Raw genomic sequence first — 20,746 nt, 5'->3', positions numbered from 1 at the left:
TTGGGGCCGCCCCCGGTCTTCACAGTTCGCTCACAGCACACGCCCGGCCGGAACCTAGCCGGTGCCGGGAGAGTTGTACCTGTTGGAGCAGCCCATCTTCGGAGGTAAATGTGAGCAACAAGGCCGTCCACTACGTCACCAAGTCCGCCAGCGCCGCCGCCGGTTCGATCGGTACTGCCGCCGTGGCAGCAGCCGGCGCCGTCGCGGCCGCAGCCGTCGCAGCGTCAATCGTCCTCAGCCCCGTGCCCAACGCCTCGGCGCGGATGGAGGGCGTGCACCTGGACCTCCAGCGCGCAGTGGAACTGAACCAGATCACCTCCGAGCAGGCAGCCCGTTTCGAGGCTAAACTGGCCGGCAGGATCCTCGGCGAGGCCTGAAATCCGGGGATTTTGGACCCTTCCGGGGCTCGATTCGATTCTTGGCGAGAAGTTCTGTAAGGTTGTCTTGCTCGCGGTTACCGGAACGAATTCGAATCGGTGGCTGTGAGTGATCTTCTTTTGAAGTTCGGCAGATTACCCGAGCGGCCAAAGGGGGCTGACTGTAAATCAGCTGGCAACGCCTACGGGGGTTCGAATCCCTCATCTGCCACCCAAGGGAACATCCCCGGAACCATATGGTTCCGGGGATGTTCTCGTTTCTACGCATGCTCCGGTTCCGGCCCCTCCTGCCCCCGGCGGAGCTCAGCGATTTCGCGCCGGAGTGCGGCAACCTCGGCCAACAGCTCGGCTAGCTCGACGCGGACGGGTTCCTCAGCGGCGGCCACCACGTCTTCGTTGTTTTCCTCGATGCGCTGGACCAGCCAGGAGGCAATGGAAGCCGTGACCACACCAAGGACTGCGATGCCGCTCATCATCAGCGCAGACGCCACGATCCGCCCCAGGGATGTCACTGGGTAGAGGTCGCCGTAGCCCACCGTGGTGATGGTGGTGATGGCCCACCAGGCGGCATCGCCGAAGTTCAGGATCTTGGCGTCGGGGGAGTGCTGCTCCACATCCAGAACGGCCAGCGCCCCAACCAGGACCAGCATGGCGGCGGACCCCGCAACGTAGGTGGCCACGCGTCCACGGAGCGTTTCCCCCACCGTGCGCTGCAGCACGGACAGAAGGGTGACCAGGCGCAGGAGGCGCAGCGGCCGGAAGAACGGGAGCGCCACGATCAGGAGCTCGTGGAGGTTCCACAGGAACCAGCGGCCGCGGTTCTTTGCGAGCCAAAGATTCGCGACGTAGTCCAGGACGAAGATCCCCCAGGTTGCCCACATGGCAATCTCGAAAGGCTCGGCTTCGGGGCCCTCCAGATGGCCGACCACCTGCCAGGCGTAGGCAGTCAGGAAGACGAGGGCTGTGGCCATGAGCGGCCATTCGGCGAGATCCCGGTAGCGTTCTTGCGTCATAACCGAATACTAGGCCGCAGGTGACGAACCCGTCCCTACCTCAGGCGGGTACCCAAACCTCCGGGACGGCGTCATGCTGTTCGTATCCGCGAATCGCGGGCTGTGAATCCAAGAGCGCATCCAAGGAGCATCCCTCGTGTCGATCACCTCACTCCCCGCCAAGCAGTTGGAACAGGCCGCAGCCCTTCGGAGCCGCCCGTGGCCTGCCGGATTCCTTTGGGGATCGGCGACGGCGGCCGCGCAGATCGAGGGCGCAGGCCACGAGGACGGCAAGGAGGACAGCATCTGGGACGCCTTCGCGCGGGTCCCGGGAGCAGTGGTCAACGGGGACACTCCGGAGGTTGCCGTGGACCATTACCACCGTATGCCGGAGGACGTGGCGCTCATGAAGAGCCTGGGGCTCGGTTCCTACCGTTTCTCCACGAGCTGGGCGCGGATCAAACCCGGGGACCGCACGGTCAACCAGGCCGGGCTGGACTTCTACTCGCGCCTGGTCGATGAACTCCTCGGCGCGGGCATCCTTCCCTGGCTGACGCTCTACCACTGGGACCTGCCCCAGGCCGTCGAAGAGCAGGGCGGCTGGGCCAGCCGCGACACTGCACACCGCTTCCGGGACTACGCGGACACGGTGTACGGGGCGCTCGGCGACCGTGTGCAGCACTGGACCACGTTCAACGAACCCTTCTGCTCCTCGCTGCTGTCCTACGCCGCCGGCATCCACGCTCCCGGCCGGATTTCCCGCGAGGATGCCCTGGCCGCCGTGCACCACCAGCACCTCGGCCACGGGCTCGCCGCCGGCGCACTCCGCGAGCTGGGGGCCGGCAACGTCGGCATCACCCTCAACCTGTCCAACGCCATTCCCGCGGATCTCACGGACGAGGCGGACCTCGACGCCGCCCGTCGCTTCGACGCGCTGCAGAACCGCATCTACCTGGAGCCGCTCCTCCTGGGCCGCTACCCGGAGGACTTCCTGCACGACGTCGCAGGGCTCGGTTTCGAGCAACTCGTCCACGACGGCGATCTGGCGGCCATCTCCGCTCCCCTTGATTTCCTCGGCGTGAACTACTATCACGACGACAACGTGTCCGGGCACCCGCTTCCGGAGGGCGACCCCGGGTTCGCAGCGGCCACAGACCGGGAGGTTGCGTCACCGTTCGTCGGCTCGGAACACATCACGTTTCCCACGCGCGGGCTCCCGCGCACCGGCATGGACTGGGAGATCAACCCGGACGGACTCCGGCACCTGCTGACGAGGCTCGGCGCGGAGTACCCGGACCTCCCGCCACTGTACGTGACGGAGAACGGAGCAGCCTACGACGACGAGATCACCGCCGGGGGCCGCATCCACGATGTCGAACGGACACAGTTCGTGCTGGACCACGTGGGCAGCGTTGCGGACGCGATCGCCGAGGGCGCGGATGTCCGCGGGTACTTCCTCTGGTCCCTGCTGGACAACTACGAATGGGCCTGGGGCTACGGGAAGCGCTTCGGCATGGTCCACGTGGATTACGAAACCCTCGTCCGCACCGTCAAGGATTCCGGGCTTGTCTATTCATCCCTCATAAGGAATGCACTGACGGGCGCATAGCGAGCCGCACATGTACCGCCGGGCATAAGGCCGGCAAGGATCGAATCGGCGGGACCGAACCGGCGGGAACTAGCTGGCGGCGTTTTCCAGCCAGTAGCCGTCCTGGTGGTGCACCAGCTGCCGGCCGAGGCCGCCCGTGAGCTGGATCCACAGCGTGCTGCGGTCGTTGGTCATGCCGTCCAGGGTTCCGACGATCCTGTTGCCGCGGAGGTCCTGCAGGACGAGCTGCTGGTGCAGCTGAAGTTCGGGCCATACTTCGGTGTGCGGCTCGAGGGACTGAATGGTGCTCACAGGGGTCTCCTTGTTCGCCGTGGTCATTTGTTCCAGACATTCTGCACGGGATTTGTGAACCGGCGGTAAACGTTTGTGCAATCGTTGGACATAAAGTTCCGGCTACCGCATCAAGTTACTCGCGGGTAACATTGCTGCCATGCATCTGCTCCTGCGCACGCTCCTGCTTCTGTTCACCTCGTCCCGGCGTTCACCCCTCGGTGTCTGGGAGGCATCCTCCCTGCCCCTGCGCGTGCTGCCGACGGATATCGACATCGCGATGCATGTCAACAACGGCATGTATTTCTCGCTCATGGACCTGGGCCGTTTCGACCTCATGGTCCGCAGCGGCATCTGGCGCAGGATGCGCCGGCGCGGCTGGACTCCCGTGGCGGCGGGGGAGACCATTTCCTTCCGCAAATCCCTGCAGCTCTGGCAGCACTACACCATTGAGACCAGGGTCATCGGGCTGGACACCAAGGCCATCTACTTCGAGCAGCGCATGGTGGCGGACGGGGAAATCTATGCCCGCGCCCACATCGCCACGCGGCTGCTCGGCAAGGGTGGTCCTGTCAGCCAGGAGGAGATCATCGCCGAATTCGGCGCACCGCCAGCCGATCTTGAGCTCCCGGAGTGGATCCACGAATGGCGCGAAAACAACGCCCTGCCCGGCGCACGCCGGCCGGCCCCGCACGTGTGGGCCTGACTCCCCGCGCCTAGCTCCCCACATCCCTCCGATGCAGGGCTGTCGCTGCCAGGGCCACCAGGGCCGCCGAAATGCCCAGCAGCCCCCACGCTGCTCCCCAATCCGCACCGTTGGTGACGGGGGAGTTCCCGTACGCCCAGTGGTACGGCGAAAGCCCCAGCAGCCATTCGACGTCGGGGCTTTGCCGTCCCAGCGCGTTGAAGACATAGCCGAGCACGGCGACGGCCGCGCCGGCGGCAACCGCGTACACCTTCCGGCCTGTCAGTGCTCCGACGAAGAGCGCGGCGGTGCCACTCAGCAGGGCGAGCCCCGCGAAAAGCACGACGGCGCCGGCCAGGTGCCCGGCCTCGATGCCCAGCTGCGCGGGCCCGTTAAGCGCCAGGACCAGCACCAGGACGAGCATGGAGAGCAGCGCCGTCCGCGCCGCCATGGCCAGCGCCCGTTCCAGGACCACCTGTATGCGCGTCACGCTGTGCGCCAGTGTCAGTTCCAGGAGCCCTGACTCCTCGTCGCCGGCTACGGCCGCCGCGCCCCAGCCCACCGAGGCCAGGGACATCAGCAGGAAGCCGATCAGTCCGAACAGGGTGGCCTGTGTGTAGCCGGGGCCGGTGGCGATCTGGTCGTAGTTCAGGGCCTTGGTCATTTCCGGCGGGAGCGCGTTGATCAGATCCTGCATCTGGGCGCTGCCGCCGATGGACGGGTAGATGGGCAGGTACAGCATGATGGCCGCCGCGAGCCCCAGGGCCCAGGCCAGCGTGGACCGCCAGGAGTCGGCCAGGGCCTTGGTGAACAGGGGCAGCGGCCTAGCCATGGCGGGCCGCCCCCCGGGGCAGGGGCGACTCCTGCTGTGCAGCCCCGTCCGCCTCCTGCGTTGAATACAGTTTCAGCACCGCGTCTTCCAGGTCCGGTTCCTCGAGCACCAGGTCCCTGAGCTGCAGGCGCGCCAGGGCCTGGACCAGTGGTTGCACGGCGCCGGCCAGCGTTGCCGAGGTCTCGACGGCGGTTCCCGGCGCGCCGGCGCCGTCCGGCAGTTCCCGCAGCCCCACATTGGCGACGCCTGGAACCGAGGCCAGCAGCGCTCCGACGTCGGGCGCTGCGATCCCGGACGCCGTGAAGTTGACGCGCCGCACGGCCGCGGCACGCAAGGCCTCCACCGTGGACACGGTGACGATGCTGCCGTCGCGCAGGATCGCCACGGCGTCGGCGGCCTGCTGGACCTCGCTGAGGACATGGGAACTCAGGAACACGGTGGCGCCGGCGCCGACGGCCTCGCGCACCATGGCGTGGAACTTCTGCTGGACCAGGGGGTCCAGGCCGCTGGTGGGTTCGTCCAGGACCAGCAGCTCGGGATCGTGCATGAACGCCTGGAGGAGGCCGAGTTTTTGTTTGTTGCCCTTGGACAGGCTGCGCGCTTGCCGGTCAAGATCCAGCTCGAGCCGTTCCGCGAGTTCCTCCGCGCGTCCGGGTTTCACCGGCCCGCTGATGGCCGCAAAGTGTTCCAGCATTCGCCGGCCGGTGGTGCGGCCTTCGAGGAACAGCTCGCCGGGCAGGTAGCCGATGCGGCGGCGCAGGGCCGGGCCAGCTGTCCGCGGATCCTGCCCTAGGACCGATACCGAGCCGGCGGTGGGCCGGATGACGTCCAGGAGGCAGCGCATGGTGGTGGTCTTGCCGGCGCCGTTGGGGCCGATGACGCCGAACACGCTGCCCCGCGCCACGCTGAAGTCGATGCCGTGGAGGACCTCCCGGCGGCCGAATCTCTTGCGCAAACCGGCGACGGCGATTGCCGCGGTGTTGCCGCGTTCCGGCTGGCCTTCCGGGTTCCCGTTCGGGGAATGCATGAGGCCAGCCTAGGCCTGTGGGGAAAGGCTGTAAATGATCCGGAGGAGGGTGGTCGGTACGGTTCAGAGGCACATCAGACTGCATTTTTCTGCTTAATTTGACGTTAAACCAATCATCTATTGACAATTCTTGTCAACGTTGAAAGGGTGATCGGCATCACTCGCAAACACGTCGGCGATACCTGCGCCCGGCCGCCAGCAGGCCTGAAGCGCACGCCAAGGAGGAGTTGCAGCATGGTTGAATTTGGGGTCACTTCACGACGAATGGTGCTCGGAGGAGCACTTGCCTCCGGGCTCATCGTCGCCACGGCAGGCGGGGCGTTCGCCGCTCCGCGCGAGCCAAACCGGGACAGAGGCCAGGCCACCATGATCGGCCAGGCCTTCGAAGCCCACGCCGAGGTCAGGGTGGGGCTCATCGGCCTGGGCAACCGCGGCATGGGCATGCTGGGAGGATGGGCCTCAGTTCCCGGGTGCAGGGTCACGGCCGTATGCGACATCCGTGCGGACCGCGCCAAGAGGGCCGCCGACCAGATCGCCGCCAAGGGCAAGCCTCGTCCGGCGGAGTTCGGCGGCGCGGCCGATTCCTACAAGCAGATGCTGCAGCGCGACGACATCGACTTTGTGTACATCGCCACGCCGTGGGAGTTCCACTACGAGCAGGGCAAGGCATCCCTGCTGTCCGGACGGCACGTGGGCGTCGAACTGCCCATCGCCACCGAGCTGGCGGAGCTCTGGGACCTCGTCAACACCTCGGAAAAGACCCGCAAGCACCTGTTCCTGATGGAGAACTGCAGCTACGGCCGCAACGAACTGGCCATGCTGAAGATGGCCCACGAGGGCGTCTTCGGCGATATCACCAACGGCCACGGCGGCTACCTCCATGACCTGCGCGAGCTCCTGTTCGCCGACGGCTACTACACGGACAGCTGGCGCCGGCAGTGGCATACGCGCAGCACGGCCAGCTTCTACGCCATGCACGGGCTCGCCCCCATCGCCGCGGCCATGGACATCAACCGCGGCGACCGCATGGCCACCCTGCAGGCCACGGCCACCGAGCCCAAGGGGCTGGCCGACTACAGGGCACGCTTCATGCCCAAGGGCCACCCGTCCTGGCAGGAAAACTACGTCAACGGAGATCTGGTGACGTGCCTGATCTCCACGGAGCAGGGCAGGATCATCCGGGCCGAACACGATGTCAGCTCGCCGCGGCCCTACAGCCGCATCAACAGCCTTGCCGGAAGCCGCGGCATCTTCGAGGACTACGCCGGCGGCGATTCCACCGGTGCCCGCGTGTACGCCGAGCCCTTCCATGGCGGCCACAGCTGGCGCGGCTTCTCGCAGATGCGTGGCGACTTCGACCACTGGCTGTGGAAGAAGATCGGCGATGACGCCGCCAACAACGGCGGCCACGGCGGCATGGACTACGTGCTGCAGTGGCGCATCGTCCAGCAGATGCGCACCGGCCAGGTCCCGGACATCGACGTCTATGATTCGGCGACCTGGTGCGCGCCGGTCCCGCTGAGCGTCACCTCCCTGGCCGACGGCGGCAAGCCCGTTGCCGTCCCGGACTTCACCCGGGGCGATTGGACGAGGCCGCGCATCGGCCTCGACTCCGTGGAATCCGACATGCCTCCCGTGGCCTAGGAAAGGACCGACCATGCGCAACATCACCCGAATCCTCGGAACGCTCGCCACCGCCCTGCTGCTTGCGGGCGGCACCGCCGCCACCGCCGGACCTGCCATGGCAGCCGGTCAGGCGGTGGACGTCTCCATCGCCGAAGTCAGCCTGGCCGGGCCCGCCGTCGTGCCCGTCAAAGTCACCGTGCAGAACAACAGCCCTGCAAAGCTCAGCAGACTTTCCGTGCGGCTGGCGGGGCCCGTCGGCTGGACGCTCTACCCCGCAAGCCAGGACGTGAAGAAGGACCTGGGCGCCGGAGACTCGGTGGTGCTGGACTACCAGATCCACGTGCCCTCGCAGCCGGCAGGATTCACCCTGCGCCAGTTCACGGCAACCGCCAGCTACAAGGGCGGTGACGGTGCCGGAACCGCAAGCGGCGTCCGCAACCAGTTCTCCGGGGACGCCCTGCCCAACCTCGCGGCGGCGTACAACAACGTGGGGGTCACCAGCCTGGCCAGCATCCCGGCCGGAAACTTCGACGGCGAACGGAACAGCTTCTCGGCGGAACAGCTGGCCCTCAAGGGCGTGACCCCGGGCAGCACGGTTGAGGCGCTCGGGGCAAAGTTCACCTGGCCTGCGGTCCAGCCCGGGGCGGCGGACAACGCCGCCGGCGGCGGCAAGACCATCAGGCTGCCGGGGCAGGGCAGCAAGCTGGCATTCCTCGGTTCCGGAATCGGTTCCGCGGTAGGAACCGTCACGGTCTGGTACTCCGACGGCTCCAGCAGCACCGGGAACTTCGGCTTCCCCAACTGGTCAGTTGAAAATGCCACCAACCACAACGCCACCCTGGTGATCGCCACCGACGGACGCAACACGCCCGCCGGCTACGCCAATGCGAACTACCAGTACCGCGTCTTCGCCAACTCCATCGCCATCGACCCCGCCAAGACGGTGGAGATGGTGACCCTGCCGTCCAACGGCGGTGTTCACCTCTTCGACGTCGCCTTCGTGAAGTAGGCGGCGCCGGGCAAGCGATGAAACGCCGACGGCGGCCGTCCCTCACGAGGGGGAGGCCGCCGTCGCGCGCTTTATTCCCGGTTTACCGGGGAGCGAACATCGCCTTCATCGAAGGGACTTCCTGCGGCGGGTCGCGTACCGTGGAAGCATGGCTACAGTTGACATCACCGGCGAACAGTTCGCATCGACCATCGAGGGCAATGACATTGTCCTGGTGGATTTCTGGGCTGCATGGTGCGGCCCGTGCCGCCAGTTCGCGCCCACATACGAAGCTTCCTCCGAGAAGCACGGCGACGTCTTCTTCGCCAAGGTGGACACTGAGGCCGAGCAGCAGTTGGCCGCCGAGGCCGGCATCTCCTCGATCCCCACGCTCATGGCCTTCCGCGAAAAGGTCCTCGTCTTCTCGCAGCCCGGCGCGCTCAACGGCCCGCAGCTGGAGCAGGTCATTGAAGCCGTGAAGGGCTTGGACATGGAAGAAGTCCACGCCCACGTGGCCAAGCAGCGCGCCGAGGCCCAGGAAAGCTAGAGGCGGACGAGCTGGACGGGCTCGGCGAGCAGGGCGCTGAGGGACTCTTCGAGGTCCTGCACGGCGATGCCCCTGGAGTGCTTTTCCAGGTCTTCCTGGGAGGCCCACTGCTCGGTCAAGACCAGCTTCTCCTCGGTGGCTTCCGTGAGCTCATAGCGCAGGCAGCCGGGCTCGTTCACAACCTCTTCGATGGCGATTTCCAGGGCCAGCTTCACGCGGAAGAACTCGCCGTTGTTGGGGATGAACGTGGCCTGCAGGTCGATGGGTGCACTCATGGAAATCACCTTACCGGGGGAGCGTCGGTCGGCCGAAAATAGTTAATAGGACTTCCTAGCAAAAGTCTTCTCTTGCGCCCGTGCAATTGGTAGCGTGCCCTCATGCTTTCCTACACCGCCGGAGACACTGACGTCTCCCTGCTCGACGAGACCATCGGGGCCAACTTTGAACGCGTCGCCGCGCAGTTTCCCCTCCGGGACGCGCTCATCGAGGCGGCCAGCGTGCCGGGCGGGGATGCCCGCCGCTGGAGCTACCAGAAACTGAACGACGACGTCGACCACCTAGCCCGCGCCCTGCTCGCCCTGGGCGTCGCGAAGGGCGAGCGGATCGGCATCTGGAGCCCCAACTGTGCCGAGTGGACCATCCTGCAGTACGCGACGGCGAAGGCCGGCGCCGTGCTGGTGAACGTCAACCCCGCGTACCGCAGCCACGAACTCGAATTCGTGGTCAAGCAGAACGCCATGCGCACCCTGGTGGTGGCGCCGTCGGACAAGAACAGCGACTACGTCGGCATGGCGCGGCAGGCCCTGGCCAACTGTCCGGAGCTGCGTGAAATCGTGTTCCTGCCCGGTGATCCGGCCATCGGACTGACCCCCGGCGTCCCGGAAAGCAGCCCCGAACTGACGTACGGCGAGCTGCTGACCCACGCTGACGGCGTCGGGCCCTCCGCGCTCCGGGACCGGATGGCGGAACTCGACCCGCACGATCCCATCAACCTGCAGTACACCTCCGGCACCACGGGCTTCCCCAAGGGCGCCACGCTGACGCACCACAACATCCTCAACAACGGCCACCAGATCGGCCGGCTCCTCGGCTACACCGAGCACGACCGCGTGGTGCTGCCGGTGCCGTTCTACCACTGCTTCGGCATGGTCATCGGGAACCTGAATGCCCTCAGCTTCGGCGCCGCCACCATCATTCCCGGCCGCGGTTTCAGCCCCGCCGCCGCGCTGGAGGCGGTGCAGGACTTCGGCGGCACCTCGCTGTACGGGGTGCCCACCATGTTCATCGCCGAGCTGGCGCTGCCGGACTTCGCCTCCTATGACCTCTCCACGCTGCGTACCGGCGTGATGGCCGGATCGCTGTGTCCCATCGAGGTCATGCGCCGCGTCATCGACGAGATGAACATGCGGGATGTGGCCATTTGCTACGGCATGACGGAGACCTCGCCCGTGTCCACCATGACGCGGGCGGGCGACACCTTGGAACAGCGGACCACCACGGTGGGGCGCACCATGCCGCTGCTTGAATCGAAGATCGTGGATCCCGGCACGGACGAAGTGCTCCAACGCGGCGGGATCGGCGAATTGTGCACGCGCGGCTACGCGGTGATGCAGGGCTACTGGGGCCAGCCGGACAAGACGGCCGAGGCCATCGACGCCGAGGGCTGGATGCATACCGGCGATCTCGCCCGCATGGACGAGGACGGCTACGTGGTGATCGAGGGCCGGATCAAGGACCTGGTGATCCGCGGCGGCGAGAACATCTACCCGCGCGAGATCGAGGAGTTCCTGTACCAGCACCCCGCCATCCAGGACGTGCAGGTGATCGGCGTCCCGGACGCCAAGTACGGCGAAGAGCTCATGGCCTGCATCATCCTCAAGCCCGGGGCTGAACCCCTGGACCTGGAAGGCGTGCAGGAGTTCTGCCGCGGCCGGCTGGCCCACTACAAGATCCCGCGCTACGTGGACATCCGTGAGACCTTCCCCATGACAGTCTCCGGCAAGGTCCGCAAGGTGGACATGCGCCAGGAAGCGGTGGCCCGCCTGGGGCTCTAGTTCGTGCTCCCGACTCCTTCTACTGCAACGCGGGGTCACTTACGGCCCATCCTGGCCACCAACATGGGCCGTAAGTGACCCCGCGTTGCTTGAAGGGAAGTCGGCCTGTGGATAACTCAATATCCCCCGCGTGGCATAGACACAATGGTGCACATGGTCCGCATCACGCCCCTTCCGGAGACACTCGCCACCCGGCCGTTCACGGTCCATGAGTCCCGGATGCTGGGCATCGCGCCCAAGCGCCTTCGCGCCAAGGACGTGTTCGACGGCGGACGGCTAATCCACCTGCCTGCCGGCCGCGAGTTTGCGTTTGCCGAACGCGCCCGTGTCCTGGCGGCGGCGACGCCGGGAGCCTGGGTTTCCCATGAGAGCGCCGCGCTGCTCACGGGGCTTGGCCTGCCGCCGTGGCAGGGAAACGAGGAAACGATCCACCTCAGCAAGCCCCATGAACTACCCAGGGTCAGGGGCGCCGGGGTGACAGGCCATCGTGTGCGGGTGATCCCGGGCGAGGTCGTGGAAATCGACGGCATCCCAGTATCGGTCCCATCCCGGACCTGGCTTCAGGATCGCCGTGCAGTATGACGGCGCCCCTCACCTGACACGGGATCGTCAGACGCGGGATATCCGCCGGGACGAAGCCTTCACCAGCGCTGGCTGGTCCTACTTCAAGGCCAACGCAGACGATCTCGCTGAAGGATTCACCGGCCTCATCGCCAAGATCAAGAAGGCGAAGCTCCGTGCCCTCTGAAGGACAACGCGGGGTCACTTACGGCCCATGTTGCTAGGCTCGGATGGGCCGTAAGTGACCCCGCGTTGCTTTGGCTCAGTGGCGGCGGTGGTCCTGGATGGTCATGCGCGGGCCGAAGGCGGGCTTGCGGAAGCCGCTGAGGCCGAGCATGCGCACCACGCGTTGCCGGTGCCCCCGCCACGGTTCCAGCAGGGCAAGCATGCCGGCGTCGTCGGTCTTGCGCCCGGTCAGGGCGTAGCCCACGTACGAGGCGAGGTGGTAGTCGCCCACCGATACCGAATCAGGGCAGCCATGGGTCCGCTGCACCACCTCGGCGGCGGTCCAGATCCCGATCCCGGGGATCGTCTGCAGCTTGGCGCCCGCTTGCCCAGCGTCCAGCGCGGCCAGGCGTTCAAGCGCGACGGCGGAGCGCAGCGCCCGCATGACGGTCGCGGAACGCTGGGGCCCGACGCCGGCCTTGTGCCACGCCCAGGACGGGATGGCCAGCCACTGCGCCGGGGTGGGCGCGACGAGGAGCCCGGGCGGGGTGAGCGGCCCGGGGGCCGGGGTGCCGTAGCCGTACATGAGGTAGCGGTAGCCGCGGCGGGCCTCGATGGTGGTGACCTTCTGCTCCAGGATGGTGGGCACGAGGGAGTCGACCACCCGGCCTGTGGAGGGCAGCCGCACGGCCGGGTTCCGGCGTCGGGCCTCGGTGACCAGGCGGGGGAGCGTGCCGTGGAACGCCGGCTCGTCGAAGGCCGACCAATCGTCGTCGGCGCCCAGCAGGCGCGGTACGCCGGCCACGGCCGGGCCGGCGCCGGGACCCCACGCCTGGGCATCGACGTGCGTGTCCGTGCCCGTTCCGGCCGCGGTGAGCCGCAGCGTGGCCGGGCCTTCCGGCGTCGTGAACGCCATCCACAGCCCGTCCGGGCGGGCAGCAAAGGAGGGATCGCCGTTGCCGCGCATCAGTGTGCCGAGGCTCTGCAGGAGGTCGAACGGAGCGCCGGCATGCCAGCGGACGGCTGCGTCGGCCGCGGCCGCTGCAGCCGGCGGGGCGTCGGCGATGGTCATCTATTCATGGTCCCATGAGCGTGCGACAGCGCGGCGTCCGGTGCCCCTTACGGTCCGCAGGCACCCGGGTTAGACTCCATCGTGTGGCGCGGGGCGTCCGTGCCTTCCCTACCGCAATCCAAGGAGAACGCAGTGGCTGGAGTGGTGCATTTCGAAATCCCGGCGGACGACCAGGGCCGGGCCAACAGTTTCTACGAAGGCGCCTTTGGCTGGACGCTGAACGCCATGCCGGAAATGGACTACACGATCGCCATCACCACACCGTCGGATGAGACCACGGGCATGCCAAGCGCCCCCGGAGCCATCAACGGTGCCCTGTTTCCGCGCGAGGGCGATCTGAAGACCCCCATCATCACCGTGGACGTGGAGGACATTGACGCGTCCCTGGCACAGATCGAATCGCTGGGCGGCACCGTGGTCAAGCCCAAGGATTCGGTCCCGGGAATGGGCTTCTACGCCTACTTCAAGGACACCGAGGGCAACATCCTGGGGCTGTGGGAGAACCTTCCGGCCGGAGATGCCGGGGACACCGGCACTGCATAGGAGACCGGCGCCACGGACACGGTGCCGCTTCGCGGTAGCTTTGTACCTATGAAGTACGCCCAGTCCGTATTGGACCTCATCGGCAACACGCCGCTCATCAAGCTCAACCACGTCACGGAAGGCATCAAAGCCACCGTCCTGGTCAAGCTGGAGTACGTCAATCCCGGCGGATCCATCAAGGACCGCATCGCGGTGAAGATGATCGAAGAGGCCGAACGGGAGGGCAAGCTCCTGCCGGGCGGCACCATTGTGGAGCCGACCTCGGGCAACACCGGGGTGGGCCTGGCGCTTGTGGCCCAGCAAAAGGGCTACAAGTGCATCTTCGTGGTGCCGGACAAGGTGGGCGAGGACAAGCGTGCGGTCCTCCAGGCCTACGGCGCCGAGGTGGTGGTGACCCCCACCGCCGTCGCCCCGGACAGCCCGCAAAGCTACTACAGCGTCTCGGACCGGCTCGTCGCCGAGATTCCCGGCGCTTACAAGCCGGACCAGTTCTCCAATCCGGCGGCCCCGGGCAGCCACTACGAGTCCACCGGCCCCGAAATCTGGCGCGACACGGACGGCACGGTCACCCATGTGGTGATCGGTGCCGGCACGGGCGGCACCATCACCGGCACCGGCCGCTACCTCAAGGACATCTCCGCCGGCCGTCCCGAGTCCGACGGCGGCCGCGTCAAGGTGATCGGCGCCGACCCGGAGGGCTCTGTCTACTCGGGCGGCACCGGCCGGCCGTACTTCGTGGAGGGCGTCGGCGAGGACATGTGGCCGGCGAACTACGACAAGTCCGTGCCGGATGACGTCATCGCCGTGAGCGACGCCGATTCCTTCTCCATGACCCGGCGCCTGGCCCGCGAGGAAGGCCTCCTGGTGGGCGGCTCCTCCGGCATGGCCGTGGTGGCCGCACTGCAGACCGCCCGCGATCTGCCGGAGAGCGCCGTCGTGGTGGTCATCCTCCCGGACTCGGGCCGCGGCTACCTGGCCAAGATCTTCAACGACCAGTGGATGCGCTCCTACGGTTTCCTCTCCGGCGGCGAGGAGCAGTCCGTGGGCGAGGTGCTCAAGTCCAAGACCGGCGAAATGCCCGCCCTGGTGCACATCCACCCCAACGAGACCGTCCGCGACGTCATCAACATCATGAACGAATTCGGCGTCAGCCACATCCCCGTGCTTTCGCAGGAACCGCCCGTGGTGATGGGCGAGGTCCTGGGTGCCGTGGACGAGCGCACCCTCACCACCCGCCTCTTCCGCGGCGAAGCCAAGCTCACGGACAAGATTTCCCAGCACATGGGCGAACGGCTGCCGGTGATCGGCTCCCTCGAGACCATCTCCGCCGCGCGTGAGCTGCTCTCCGACGTCGACACCGTGATGGTGACATTCGTGGGCGCCCCCGTGGGCATCCTGACCCGCCACGACCTTCTCGCCTACTTGAGCCACTGAAATAGGAGCCCCCATGTCTGCCAACAACAACGCCGGCTTCAACACGCGCGCCGTCCACGCCGGACAGGCCTTTGAACCCCGCACCGGCGCGGTGGTCCCGCCGCTGCACTTCAGCTCCACCTATGCCCAGGACGGCATCGGCAATCTGCGCGACGGCTACGAGTACGGCCGCGGCGGCAACCCTACCCGCGATGCGCTGCAGGAACAGCTGGCGGCCCTCGAAGGCGGCACGCACGCCTATAGCTTCAGCTCCGGCCTGGCCGCGGAAGACTCCCTGATCCGGGCCATCGCCCGCCCGGGGGACCACATCGTCCTCGGCAACGATGCCTACGGCGGCACGTACCGGCTGATCAACCGCGTCCTGGGCGGCTGGGGCATCGGCAACACGCCCGTGGACATGTCCGACCTCGACGCCGTCGCCGCGGCGGTCGCGGCGAACAACACCCGCATCGTGTGGGTGGAGACCCCCTCCAACCCGATGATGAAGATCACCGACATCGCGGCCCTCGCCGCCGTGGCGCACGACGCCGGGGCCCTCCTGGTGGTCGACAACACCTTCGCGTCCCCCTACCTGCAGACCCCGCTCGCCCTGGGTGCCGACGTGGTGGTCCACTCCACCACCAAGTACATCGGAGGCCACTCCGACGTGGTAGGCGGCGCCATTGTGGTCAAGGACGTGGAACTCGCCGAAAAGATCGGCTTCATCCAGTTCGCCGTCGGCGCCGTTTCCGGCCCGATGGACGCGTTCCTGACCACGCGCGGCCTCAAGACCCTCGGCGTGCGCATGGACCGGCACAGCGACAACGGCCAGGCCGTGGCCGAATGGCTGCTGCAGCGCCCCGAGGTGGAGGCCGTGCTGTACCCGGGCCTGCCCAGCCACCCCGGCCACGAGCTCGCCAAGAAGCAGATGAAGAAGTTCGGCGGCATGGTCTCCGTGCAGTTCAAGGGCGGCGAGGCGGCAGCCCGCACCGTCGCGGAAAACACCTCGGTGTTCACGCTGGCGGAGTCCCTGGGCGGCATCGAGTCCCTCATGAACTATCCCTCCGAAATGACGCACGCCTCCGTCAAAGGCACCGAGCTGGCCGTCCCGGTCAACCTCATCCGTCTCTCCTGCGGCATCGAGGAAGCCGAGGACCTGATCGCGGACCTCGAGCAGGCCTTCGCCAAGATCAACAGCTAGGAAGCAGTGACTTCACCCACCCCTCCGGCGGCATCACGCCTGCCTTCGTCTGCACGGCCTTCATCACCCCTGCGCGGCTGGCTCGCCACGGCGGCCGGCGCCCTCGCCGTCGTCGTTGCCCTCTGGGTCCTGTACTCCGCGTACATCCCGCTCATGAACGACTTCGAGGTCTACTACTACGGCGGCACGCGAGTGTTGCAGACTGGCGAAACGGGTGCCGGCGAGCTCTACGCTCCGCGCGATGGCCTGCCGTTCACGTATCCGCCGTTTGCAGCGCTTTTGTTCGCCGGGCTGGCCATGTTCAGCTTCGGTGCCAGCAGCCTGATCTTCATCACGACGGCGCTGGCCGGGGCTGCCGTGGTGGCCGCCTGGCTGGCGCGGCACTACTTCGCCCTGACGAGCTGGCGGGCGGCCTTTGCGGACTACCGTTTCCGGACCACCGCCCTGGCGGGCACGGCGGCGATCCTGCTGCTGGGACCCTGGCGCGACACCTTCGACTTCGGGCAGATCAACATCATCCTGATGGGCGTGATCCTGGCCGACTTCGCCCTCTACGGGAAGGCCCGGGCGGGGCAGATCCGCTGGCCGGCGGGCCTGCTGATCGGCCTGGCCGCCGGGATAAAGCTCACGCCGCTGGCCTTTGGCCTGTACTTCCTGGTGCGGCGCGATTTCAAGGCCCTGGGCTGGATGGCGGCCGGCTTCTTCGGCTCCATCGCCGTGTCCTGGGCCATCCTGCCGCAGGCCTCGCTGATGTTTTGGACCAAGATCCTGCCGGATACCGGGCGGATCGGCGGGCCGGCCTACATGGACAACCTCTCGGTCAAGGGTCTGCTGCTGCACCTCGGCATGCCCGACTCCGGCCTGACCAGCGTGCTTTGGCTGGTGCTGTCCCTGGCCTTGGCTGTCCTCGCGGCGCTGGTGATCAAGTGGGCGCTGGCTGCCGACGAGAACTTCGTGGCAGTGTCCGCCACCGCGGTGCTGATGCTGCTGATCAGCCCGGTGTCCTGGTCCCACCACTGGGTGTGGATTGCCGTGGCGCTGCCGAGCATGGCCTTCGCGATGCACCGGGTGCCCTCGCGCAACGGCAGGATGCGGGTGGCCGGCTGGATCGTGGTGGCCATCTCCGCCGTCGCGTTCTACCTGACGCCCAAGTACCTGGCCGTCTGGGCGGGCGCCGCCGAGTGGGGCAAGGATCCCCAGACGCAATGGCAACTGACGGCCTCCAGCCTGGGCGTGGTCTGCGGCATCGCCCTGCTGGTCTACTGGGCCCTGGCCTACCGGCCCTCGCGGACCGGTCTCAGGAGTGCGGGAAGCACTCCCGGGGCCGCGCGCGGCTAGCCAGGTCCCACGAACGAACTGACGATGAAGCGCGGGGAAACCGCCGGGGGCGCTGCTTGGCACCCCCGGCGGTTTCTCTTTGCCCTCAGTTGAGGGCGATCACCAACATCTGGCTGGTGCCCGGAATGCACGTCTGCAGGACAGCCCGGGGGAAACCGCCAAAGACGGCAGCAACGTTGTCCGTGGTGCCACCCAAGGGAACCTGGCCTCGTGCTGAAACGGTGTATGTTCCGTAGCCGGCAAGAGTGACTGTTTGTCCTACGCCGATGCCCGAGAAGCGGCCCCAACCTCCGCAGAAGTCGTGCTCGGTGATGAACAGCGAGTAGGCGTCGGTTGGCGTGAAGTGGATGGGGCCGATGCAGGCATCCACCAGCGCCTGGCCTCCGGAGCCGGCCACGTAGATGGTCCAGCCGACCGGTGCGGGCGCTGCCGCAGGTGCCGGAGCTGCGGGTGCCGGGGCGGCGGCCTGGGCTGCAGGGGCTGGTGCTGCTGCAGCAGGGGCCGGAGCCGGCACGGGATCGATGAGCGGGATCGCCGGTCCGGTGAGCTTCAGCGTTTGTCCGGGCACGATGACCGAATAGCCGCCCAGGCCGTTTGCCGCGAGCATCGCATTCATGTCCACCCCGAAGCGGGCTGCGATGGCGCCCACGGTATCTCCGGGGACCACCGTGTAGAGGTTACTGTCCGGGGCAGGTGCCGCCGGTACTGGTGCTGCTTCAACAGGTGCGGCTGGAGCGGCTTCGGCGGGAGCAGCGGGGGTGGCTGCTTCCGCGGCACTCGACTCTACGGGCTGGGCAGATGGCGCAGTGGCCGGAACTGAATTGGCTGCTGCGGGCGAGGCAGGCGGGGCGCTTTGCTCCGTGGCAGCACCAAGGGAGTTGTCAGTGGACATCACCGACGCCAATGAACCCACCCAATTGATTCCCACAAGGAGCAGGATGACGGCCAGAATTGCGATTGCCGATAATAGGAATTTTGGCCCTTTCCCCATTTGCGGCCAGTGGGGTCGCCTTCCTTGGAGTAAGGAGGTTTCTCTGATTTCTTCAAATGTGTGCATTTTTATCGGATCCCTAGGTCTCCATGACGTTCAGCCTTTCTTCGGGGGGCGGGCAGCCTGGAAGCTGGCCCGCGAGGGCAATGCGCAGCTGAAGGCAGAGAGCAGCTGGGACGTTAATTGCATTACCGCTATTGCGAATGACGCGCCGCCGCCGGTGCTGGCGGCGGCACGCACATTCGGGAACCCTAGGGAATTCGATTCTAGGAATTGGCCCTTGCTTGCCGCACGAGTAAGCGATACCTGTCTTTTTTCGGTGGGCGGTCTTTTGCAGGTAGGTATTACTCAATTCAGGGCGCCGCACCACTTGCTTCAGGTACCGGGCCCTGTAGCCGGTTCGGCCCCAGAAACATGGCTTTCTTTAGGAAAGTCATGTACGGTGGGGCCATGCCTTTGCGATCAGACTGGTCCGCCCGCACGTGCAGCCTCGCGCGCGGCCTCGACGTTCTCGGCGACCCATGGGGCAGCTTGGTGCTGCGTGAGGTCTTCTTCGGCAACGGACGCTTTGACGCCATCAAGAAGCGGCTCGAAGTCGCGGACAACGTCCTCAGCAAGCGGCTCGGCTGGTTGCTCGAAGCCGGGCTGCTGGCCCGGCGCCCCTACATGGACGGCACCCGCACCCGGCAGGAGTACGTCCTCACACCCAAGGGCGAGGACGCCCTCCCCGTCTTGAACGCCATCATCATTTGGGCCGAGAAGCACCTGGACGCCCCCAACGAGGTCTCCCACATGAGGGTCATCCACACCGAATGCGGACAGCCAAGCTCCTCGGCCGATACGTGTACTCACTGCGGCACACGCCTCACTGCGGCAAACACGAGCTGGCACAGCCTCAAGCGCAGCGAGCATCCGATGCCACTGGCCGTCGCGCCCGCTCAAACCAAGCAAACAGACCCCACTGCTTCCCCTGAAATGGAGATCCCCGCATGACCGCTCCCGATGTCACCGAGGTCCCCACCGGCAAGCGTCCCCGCCGCAGGCTCCATCCCGCCTGGATCGTGGCGTCCGTGGCCTTCCTCGCGCTGGTGGGGGCGGCCGGTTTCCGCGCAGCGCCCGGCGTGCTCATGGTGCCCTTGCAGGAAGAATTCGGCTGGTCCACCACTGTGCTGTCGCTCGCTGTCAGCATCAACCTCGTGCTGTTCGGTCTGACGGCACCGTTCGCCGCGGCCCTGATGGAACGCTTCGGCATCCGCAGGGTCACGGCGCTCGCCTTGTGCCTCATAGGCCTTGGTTCGGCCTTGACGGTGTTCGTGAACCAGTCCTGGCAGATCCTGTTAACCTGGGGCCTGCTGATCGGTTTGGGCACCGGTTCCATGGCCCTCGTGTTCGCCGCGACCATCGCCAACACCTGGTTCGCCAAGAGCCGTGGCCTGGTGATCGGTGTGCTGACCGCAGGCAGCGCGGCAGGCCAATTGGTGTTCCTGCCCTTCATCGCTGCCCTCGCCCAGAGCCCCGGCTGGCGCGGCGCCTCCCTCCTCATCGCCGCCGGCGCGCTCGCGGTGGTACCGCTCGTGCTGCGCTGGCTCCGGAACTCACCCGCCGACGTCGGGGTCCTGCCTTATGGAGCCGAAGAGCCTGACGCCGGCGCCGCCGTCGCTGAAAAGAATACGACGGCGGACCCCCAGCTTGCGTCGTCACAGCCCGGTTCCGTGCCTGCCAAGGCGGATTCGGCCAACGCCGCGGTCCGGGCACTCCAGGTCCTCAAACGGGCCAGCAAAGTGCGCACCTTCTGGGCGCTCGCTGCCGGCTTCGCCATCTGTGGCGCCACCACCAACGGGCTGATCGGCACCCACTTCATCCCCTCGGCACACGACCACGGGATGCCGGAGACCACAGCGGCGGGCCTGCTGGCCGTCGTCGGGATCTTCGACATCCTGGGCACCATCGCCTCCGGCTGGCTGACCGACCGCTTCAACCCCAAGATCCTGCTGGCCGCCTACTACCAGTTCCGGGGCATCGGCCTGCTGGTGCTGCCGCTGCTGCTCGGCTCCACCGTGGAACCGAGCATGATCATCTTCGTGGTGGTCTATGGCCTGGACTGGGTGGCCACCGTGCCCCCGACGGCGGCCATCTGCCGCAAGGTGTTCGGCGCCGACGGTTCCGTGGTGTTCGGCTGGGTGTTCGCCGCGCACCAGCTGGGCGCGGCCGCCGCAGCCCTGTTGGCCGGCTACATCCGCGATGCCACCGGCCACTACACCTACGCCTGGATCGGCGCCGCGGCCATGTGCACCGTGGCCGCCGTCATCAGCGCCACCATCCGCAAGGACGCGGGCACCAAGGAACCGGTGCCGGTAGGGGCCGCCTGACGCGAGCAGCCTCCCCAACTAGGTAGCAGCAGGTGTCGTTATGAGCCTTCAAAACGACGTTAACTGCTACCCAGTTGGGGTTCCCA

The 20,746-nt window shown here is 66.9% G+C and carries 22 protein-coding genes and 1 tRNA gene; 16 read left to right on the top strand and 7 right to left on the bottom strand.

Features of this window, described 5'->3' with window-relative positions; translation table 11 throughout:
• Positions 1-110: 110 nt before the first annotated feature.
• Together NVV90_RS15805 and NVV90_RS15800 are read left to right on the top strand one after the other, a co-directional pair.
• Positions 111-377, top strand: coding sequence for a hypothetical protein (locus tag NVV90_RS15805; RefSeq protein ID WP_258438197.1), 267 nt, complete (start codon positions 111-113; stop codon positions 375-377).
• Between the two features lie 129 nt (positions 378-506).
• Positions 507-588: transfer RNA gene (locus NVV90_RS15800), tRNA-Tyr, on the top strand.
• Positions 589-637: 49 nt separating this feature from the next.
• Here the strand turns inward: NVV90_RS15800 and NVV90_RS15795 are convergent.
• Positions 638-1,390, bottom strand: coding sequence for a potassium channel family protein (locus tag NVV90_RS15795; protein ID WP_258438196.1), 753 nt, complete (start codon positions 1,388-1,390; stop codon positions 638-640).
• 142 nt (positions 1,391-1,532) lie between these two features.
• Between NVV90_RS15795 and NVV90_RS15790 the strand changes: the two genes are divergently transcribed.
• Positions 1,533-2,978, top strand: coding sequence for a GH1 family beta-glucosidase (locus NVV90_RS15790; protein WP_258441210.1), 1,446 nt, complete (start codon positions 1,533-1,535; stop codon positions 2,976-2,978).
• A 69-nt stretch (positions 2,979-3,047) separates the two neighbouring features.
• Here the strand turns inward: NVV90_RS15790 and NVV90_RS15785 are convergent, their stop codons facing one another.
• Positions 3,048-3,269, bottom strand: coding sequence for a hypothetical protein (locus tag NVV90_RS15785; protein ID WP_258438195.1), 222 nt, complete (start codon positions 3,267-3,269; stop codon positions 3,048-3,050).
• 139 nt (positions 3,270-3,408) lie between these two features.
• On the opposite strand from NVV90_RS15785, the gene NVV90_RS15780 reads away from it, so the two are divergent.
• Positions 3,409-3,954 carry an acyl-CoA thioesterase gene (locus NVV90_RS15780; protein ID WP_258438194.1) on the top strand — a complete coding sequence of 182 codons (546 nt, stop codon included), beginning with the start codon at positions 3,409-3,411 and terminating at the stop codon, positions 3,952-3,954.
• A gap of 10 nt (positions 3,955-3,964) precedes the next feature.
• Here NVV90_RS15780 and NVV90_RS15775 read toward each other — a convergent pair whose 3' ends face one another.
• Both NVV90_RS15775 and NVV90_RS15770 read right to left on the bottom strand, forming a co-directional pair.
• Positions 3,965-4,765 carry an ABC transporter permease gene (locus tag NVV90_RS15775; RefSeq protein WP_258438193.1) on the bottom strand — a complete coding sequence of 267 codons (801 nt, stop codon included), beginning with the start codon at positions 4,763-4,765 and terminating at the stop codon, positions 3,965-3,967.
• Positions 4,758-5,792, bottom strand: a complete 1,035-nt coding sequence (locus NVV90_RS15770) for an ABC transporter ATP-binding protein (protein ID WP_258438192.1) — start codon at positions 5,790-5,792, stop codon at positions 4,758-4,760. The genes NVV90_RS15775 and NVV90_RS15770 overlap by 8 nt, the downstream gene beginning before the upstream one ends.
• 234 nt (positions 5,793-6,026) lie before the next feature.
• Here NVV90_RS15770 and NVV90_RS15765 point away from each other — a divergent pair, with 234 nt between their 5' ends.
• The 3 genes from NVV90_RS15765 to NVV90_RS15755 all read left to right on the top strand — a co-directional run bounded on the left by NVV90_RS15765 (position 6,027) and on the right by NVV90_RS15755 (position 8,953).
• Positions 6,027-7,436 carry a Gfo/Idh/MocA family protein gene (locus NVV90_RS15765; RefSeq protein WP_258438191.1) on the top strand — a complete coding sequence of 470 codons (1,410 nt, stop codon included), beginning with the start codon at positions 6,027-6,029 and terminating at the stop codon, positions 7,434-7,436.
• A 13-nt stretch (positions 7,437-7,449) separates the two neighbouring features.
• A complete protein-coding gene (locus NVV90_RS15760) occupies positions 7,450-8,427 on the top strand; it encodes an NEW3 domain-containing protein (protein WP_258438190.1) in 978 nt (325 codons plus the stop codon).
• Positions 8,428-8,575: 148 nt separating this feature from the next.
• Positions 8,576-8,953 carry a co-chaperone YbbN gene (locus tag NVV90_RS15755; RefSeq protein ID WP_258438189.1) on the top strand — a complete coding sequence of 126 codons (378 nt, stop codon included), beginning with the start codon at positions 8,576-8,578 and terminating at the stop codon, positions 8,951-8,953.
• Here the strand turns inward: NVV90_RS15755 and NVV90_RS15750 are convergent.
• Positions 8,950-9,228 (bottom strand): putative quinol monooxygenase, encoded by a 279-nt coding sequence (locus NVV90_RS15750; RefSeq protein ID WP_258438188.1) that lies wholly within the window; start codon positions 9,226-9,228, stop codon positions 8,950-8,952. The two genes, NVV90_RS15755 and NVV90_RS15750, sit on opposite strands and share 4 nt — an antisense overlap.
• A 102-nt stretch (positions 9,229-9,330) precedes the next feature.
• On the opposite strand from NVV90_RS15750, the gene NVV90_RS15745 reads away from it, so the two are divergent.
• The 3 genes from NVV90_RS15745 (at position 9,331) to NVV90_RS15735 (ending at position 11,755) form a co-directional block, all read left to right on the top strand.
• Positions 9,331-11,007 (top strand): AMP-binding protein, encoded by a 1,677-nt coding sequence (locus tag NVV90_RS15745; protein WP_258438187.1) that lies wholly within the window; start codon positions 9,331-9,333, stop codon positions 11,005-11,007.
• A 153-nt stretch (positions 11,008-11,160) separates the two neighbouring features.
• Positions 11,161-11,589: a hypothetical protein gene (locus tag NVV90_RS15740; RefSeq protein ID WP_258438186.1), complete on the top strand. Its 429-nt coding sequence runs from the start codon at positions 11,161-11,163 to the stop codon at positions 11,587-11,589.
• A complete protein-coding gene (locus NVV90_RS15735; protein ID WP_258438185.1) occupies positions 11,579-11,755 on the top strand; it encodes a hypothetical protein in 177 nt (58 codons plus the stop codon). The genes NVV90_RS15740 and NVV90_RS15735 overlap by 11 nt, the downstream gene beginning before the upstream one ends.
• Positions 11,756-11,830: 75 nt before the next feature.
• Here NVV90_RS15735 and NVV90_RS15730 read toward each other — a convergent pair whose 3' ends face one another.
• The gene (locus tag NVV90_RS15730; RefSeq protein ID WP_258438184.1) at positions 11,831-12,805 is read right to left on the bottom strand and encodes a DNA-3-methyladenine glycosylase; all 975 of its coding nucleotides are present in this window, start codon (positions 12,803-12,805) and stop codon (positions 11,831-11,833) included.
• Positions 12,806-12,937: 132 nt separating this feature from the next.
• On the opposite strand from NVV90_RS15730, the gene NVV90_RS15725 reads away from it, so the two are divergent.
• Genes NVV90_RS15725 through NVV90_RS15710 form a run of 4 tightly spaced genes read left to right on the top strand, consistent with a single transcriptional unit; the run spans position 12,938 to position 17,300 of the window.
• Positions 12,938-13,348, top strand: a complete 411-nt coding sequence (locus tag NVV90_RS15725) for a VOC family protein (protein ID WP_258438183.1) — start codon at positions 12,938-12,940, stop codon at positions 13,346-13,348.
• A gap of 48 nt (positions 13,349-13,396) precedes the next feature.
• The gene (locus tag NVV90_RS15720; protein WP_258438182.1) at positions 13,397-14,782 is read left to right on the top strand and encodes a cystathionine beta-synthase; all 1,386 of its coding nucleotides are present in this window, start codon (positions 13,397-13,399) and stop codon (positions 14,780-14,782) included.
• Positions 14,783-14,795: 13 nt separating this feature from the next.
• Positions 14,796-15,962: a cystathionine gamma-synthase gene (locus tag NVV90_RS15715; protein ID WP_258438181.1), complete on the top strand. Its 1,167-nt coding sequence runs from the start codon at positions 14,796-14,798 to the stop codon at positions 15,960-15,962.
• Between the two features lie 6 nt (positions 15,963-15,968).
• Positions 15,969-17,300 carry a glycosyltransferase 87 family protein gene (locus tag NVV90_RS15710; protein WP_258438180.1) on the top strand — a complete coding sequence of 444 codons (1,332 nt, stop codon included), beginning with the start codon at positions 15,969-15,971 and terminating at the stop codon, positions 17,298-17,300.
• Between the two features lie 85 nt (positions 17,301-17,385).
• Here NVV90_RS15710 and NVV90_RS15705 read toward each other — a convergent pair whose 3' ends face one another.
• Positions 17,386-18,291, bottom strand: coding sequence for a LysM peptidoglycan-binding domain-containing protein (locus NVV90_RS15705; RefSeq protein WP_396125409.1), 906 nt, complete (start codon positions 18,289-18,291; stop codon positions 17,386-17,388).
• A 450-nt stretch (positions 18,292-18,741) separates the two neighbouring features.
• Here NVV90_RS15705 and NVV90_RS15700 point away from each other — a divergent pair, with 450 nt between their 5' ends.
• Together NVV90_RS15700 and NVV90_RS15695 are read left to right on the top strand one after the other, a co-directional pair.
• Positions 18,742-19,284: a helix-turn-helix domain-containing protein gene (locus NVV90_RS15700; protein WP_258438179.1), complete on the top strand. Its 543-nt coding sequence runs from the start codon at positions 18,742-18,744 to the stop codon at positions 19,282-19,284.
• The gene (locus NVV90_RS15695) at positions 19,281-20,660 is read left to right on the top strand and encodes an MFS transporter (RefSeq protein ID WP_258438178.1); all 1,380 of its coding nucleotides are present in this window, start codon (positions 19,281-19,283) and stop codon (positions 20,658-20,660) included. Before NVV90_RS15700 ends, NVV90_RS15695 begins: the two co-directional genes overlap by 4 nt.
• Positions 20,661-20,746: the final 86 nt, after the last annotated feature.

It is taken from the genome of Arthrobacter sp. CJ23 (assembly GCF_024741795.1).
GTDB lineage: Bacteria > Actinomycetota > Actinomycetes > Actinomycetales > Micrococcaceae > Arthrobacter.
The sequence above is the reverse complement of the archived record's forward strand: the minus strand, read 5'-3'. Positions and strand labels throughout refer to the sequence as shown.

What these genes read in the sequence shown, in the direction of transcription:
- NVV90_RS15795 (WP_258438196.1), bottom strand. Translation starts at nt 1,390, where the DNA reads ATGACGCAAGAACGCTACCGGGATCTCGCCGAATGGCCGCTCATGGCC.
- NVV90_RS15780 (WP_258438194.1), top strand. Translation starts at nt 3,409, where the DNA reads ATGCATCTGCTCCTGCGCACGCTCCTGCTTCTGTTCACCTCGTCCCGG.
- NVV90_RS15775 (WP_258438193.1), bottom strand. Translation starts at nt 4,765, where the DNA reads ATGGCTAGGCCGCTGCCCCTGTTCACCAAGGCCCTGGCCGACTCCTGG.
- NVV90_RS15770 (WP_258438192.1), bottom strand. Translation starts at nt 5,792, where the DNA reads ATGCATTCCCCGAACGGGAACCCGGAAGGCCAGCCGGAACGCGGCAAC.
- NVV90_RS15765 (WP_258438191.1), top strand. Translation starts at nt 6,027, where the DNA reads ATGGTTGAATTTGGGGTCACTTCACGACGAATGGTGCTCGGAGGAGCA.
- NVV90_RS15760 (WP_258438190.1), top strand. Translation starts at nt 7,450, where the DNA reads ATGCGCAACATCACCCGAATCCTCGGAACGCTCGCCACCGCCCTGCTG.
- NVV90_RS15755 (WP_258438189.1), top strand. Translation starts at nt 8,576, where the DNA reads ATGGCTACAGTTGACATCACCGGCGAACAGTTCGCATCGACCATCGAG.
- NVV90_RS15750 (WP_258438188.1), bottom strand. Translation starts at nt 9,228, where the DNA reads ATGAGTGCACCCATCGACCTGCAGGCCACGTTCATCCCCAACAACGGC.
- NVV90_RS15745 (WP_258438187.1), top strand. Translation starts at nt 9,331, where the DNA reads ATGCTTTCCTACACCGCCGGAGACACTGACGTCTCCCTGCTCGACGAG.
- NVV90_RS15740 (WP_258438186.1), top strand. Translation starts at nt 11,161, where the DNA reads ATGGTCCGCATCACGCCCCTTCCGGAGACACTCGCCACCCGGCCGTTC.
- NVV90_RS15730 (WP_258438184.1), bottom strand. Translation starts at nt 12,805, where the DNA reads ATGACCATCGCCGACGCCCCGCCGGCTGCAGCGGCCGCGGCCGACGCA.
- NVV90_RS15720 (WP_258438182.1), top strand. Translation starts at nt 13,397, where the DNA reads ATGAAGTACGCCCAGTCCGTATTGGACCTCATCGGCAACACGCCGCTC.
- NVV90_RS15715 (WP_258438181.1), top strand. Translation starts at nt 14,796, where the DNA reads ATGTCTGCCAACAACAACGCCGGCTTCAACACGCGCGCCGTCCACGCC.
- NVV90_RS15705 (WP_396125409.1), bottom strand. Translation starts at nt 18,291, where the DNA reads ATGGGGAAAGGGCCAAAATTCCTATTATCGGCAATCGCAATTCTGGCC.
- NVV90_RS15700 (WP_258438179.1), top strand. Translation starts at nt 18,742, where the DNA reads ATGCCTTTGCGATCAGACTGGTCCGCCCGCACGTGCAGCCTCGCGCGC.
- NVV90_RS15695 (WP_258438178.1), top strand. Translation starts at nt 19,281, where the DNA reads ATGACCGCTCCCGATGTCACCGAGGTCCCCACCGGCAAGCGTCCCCGC.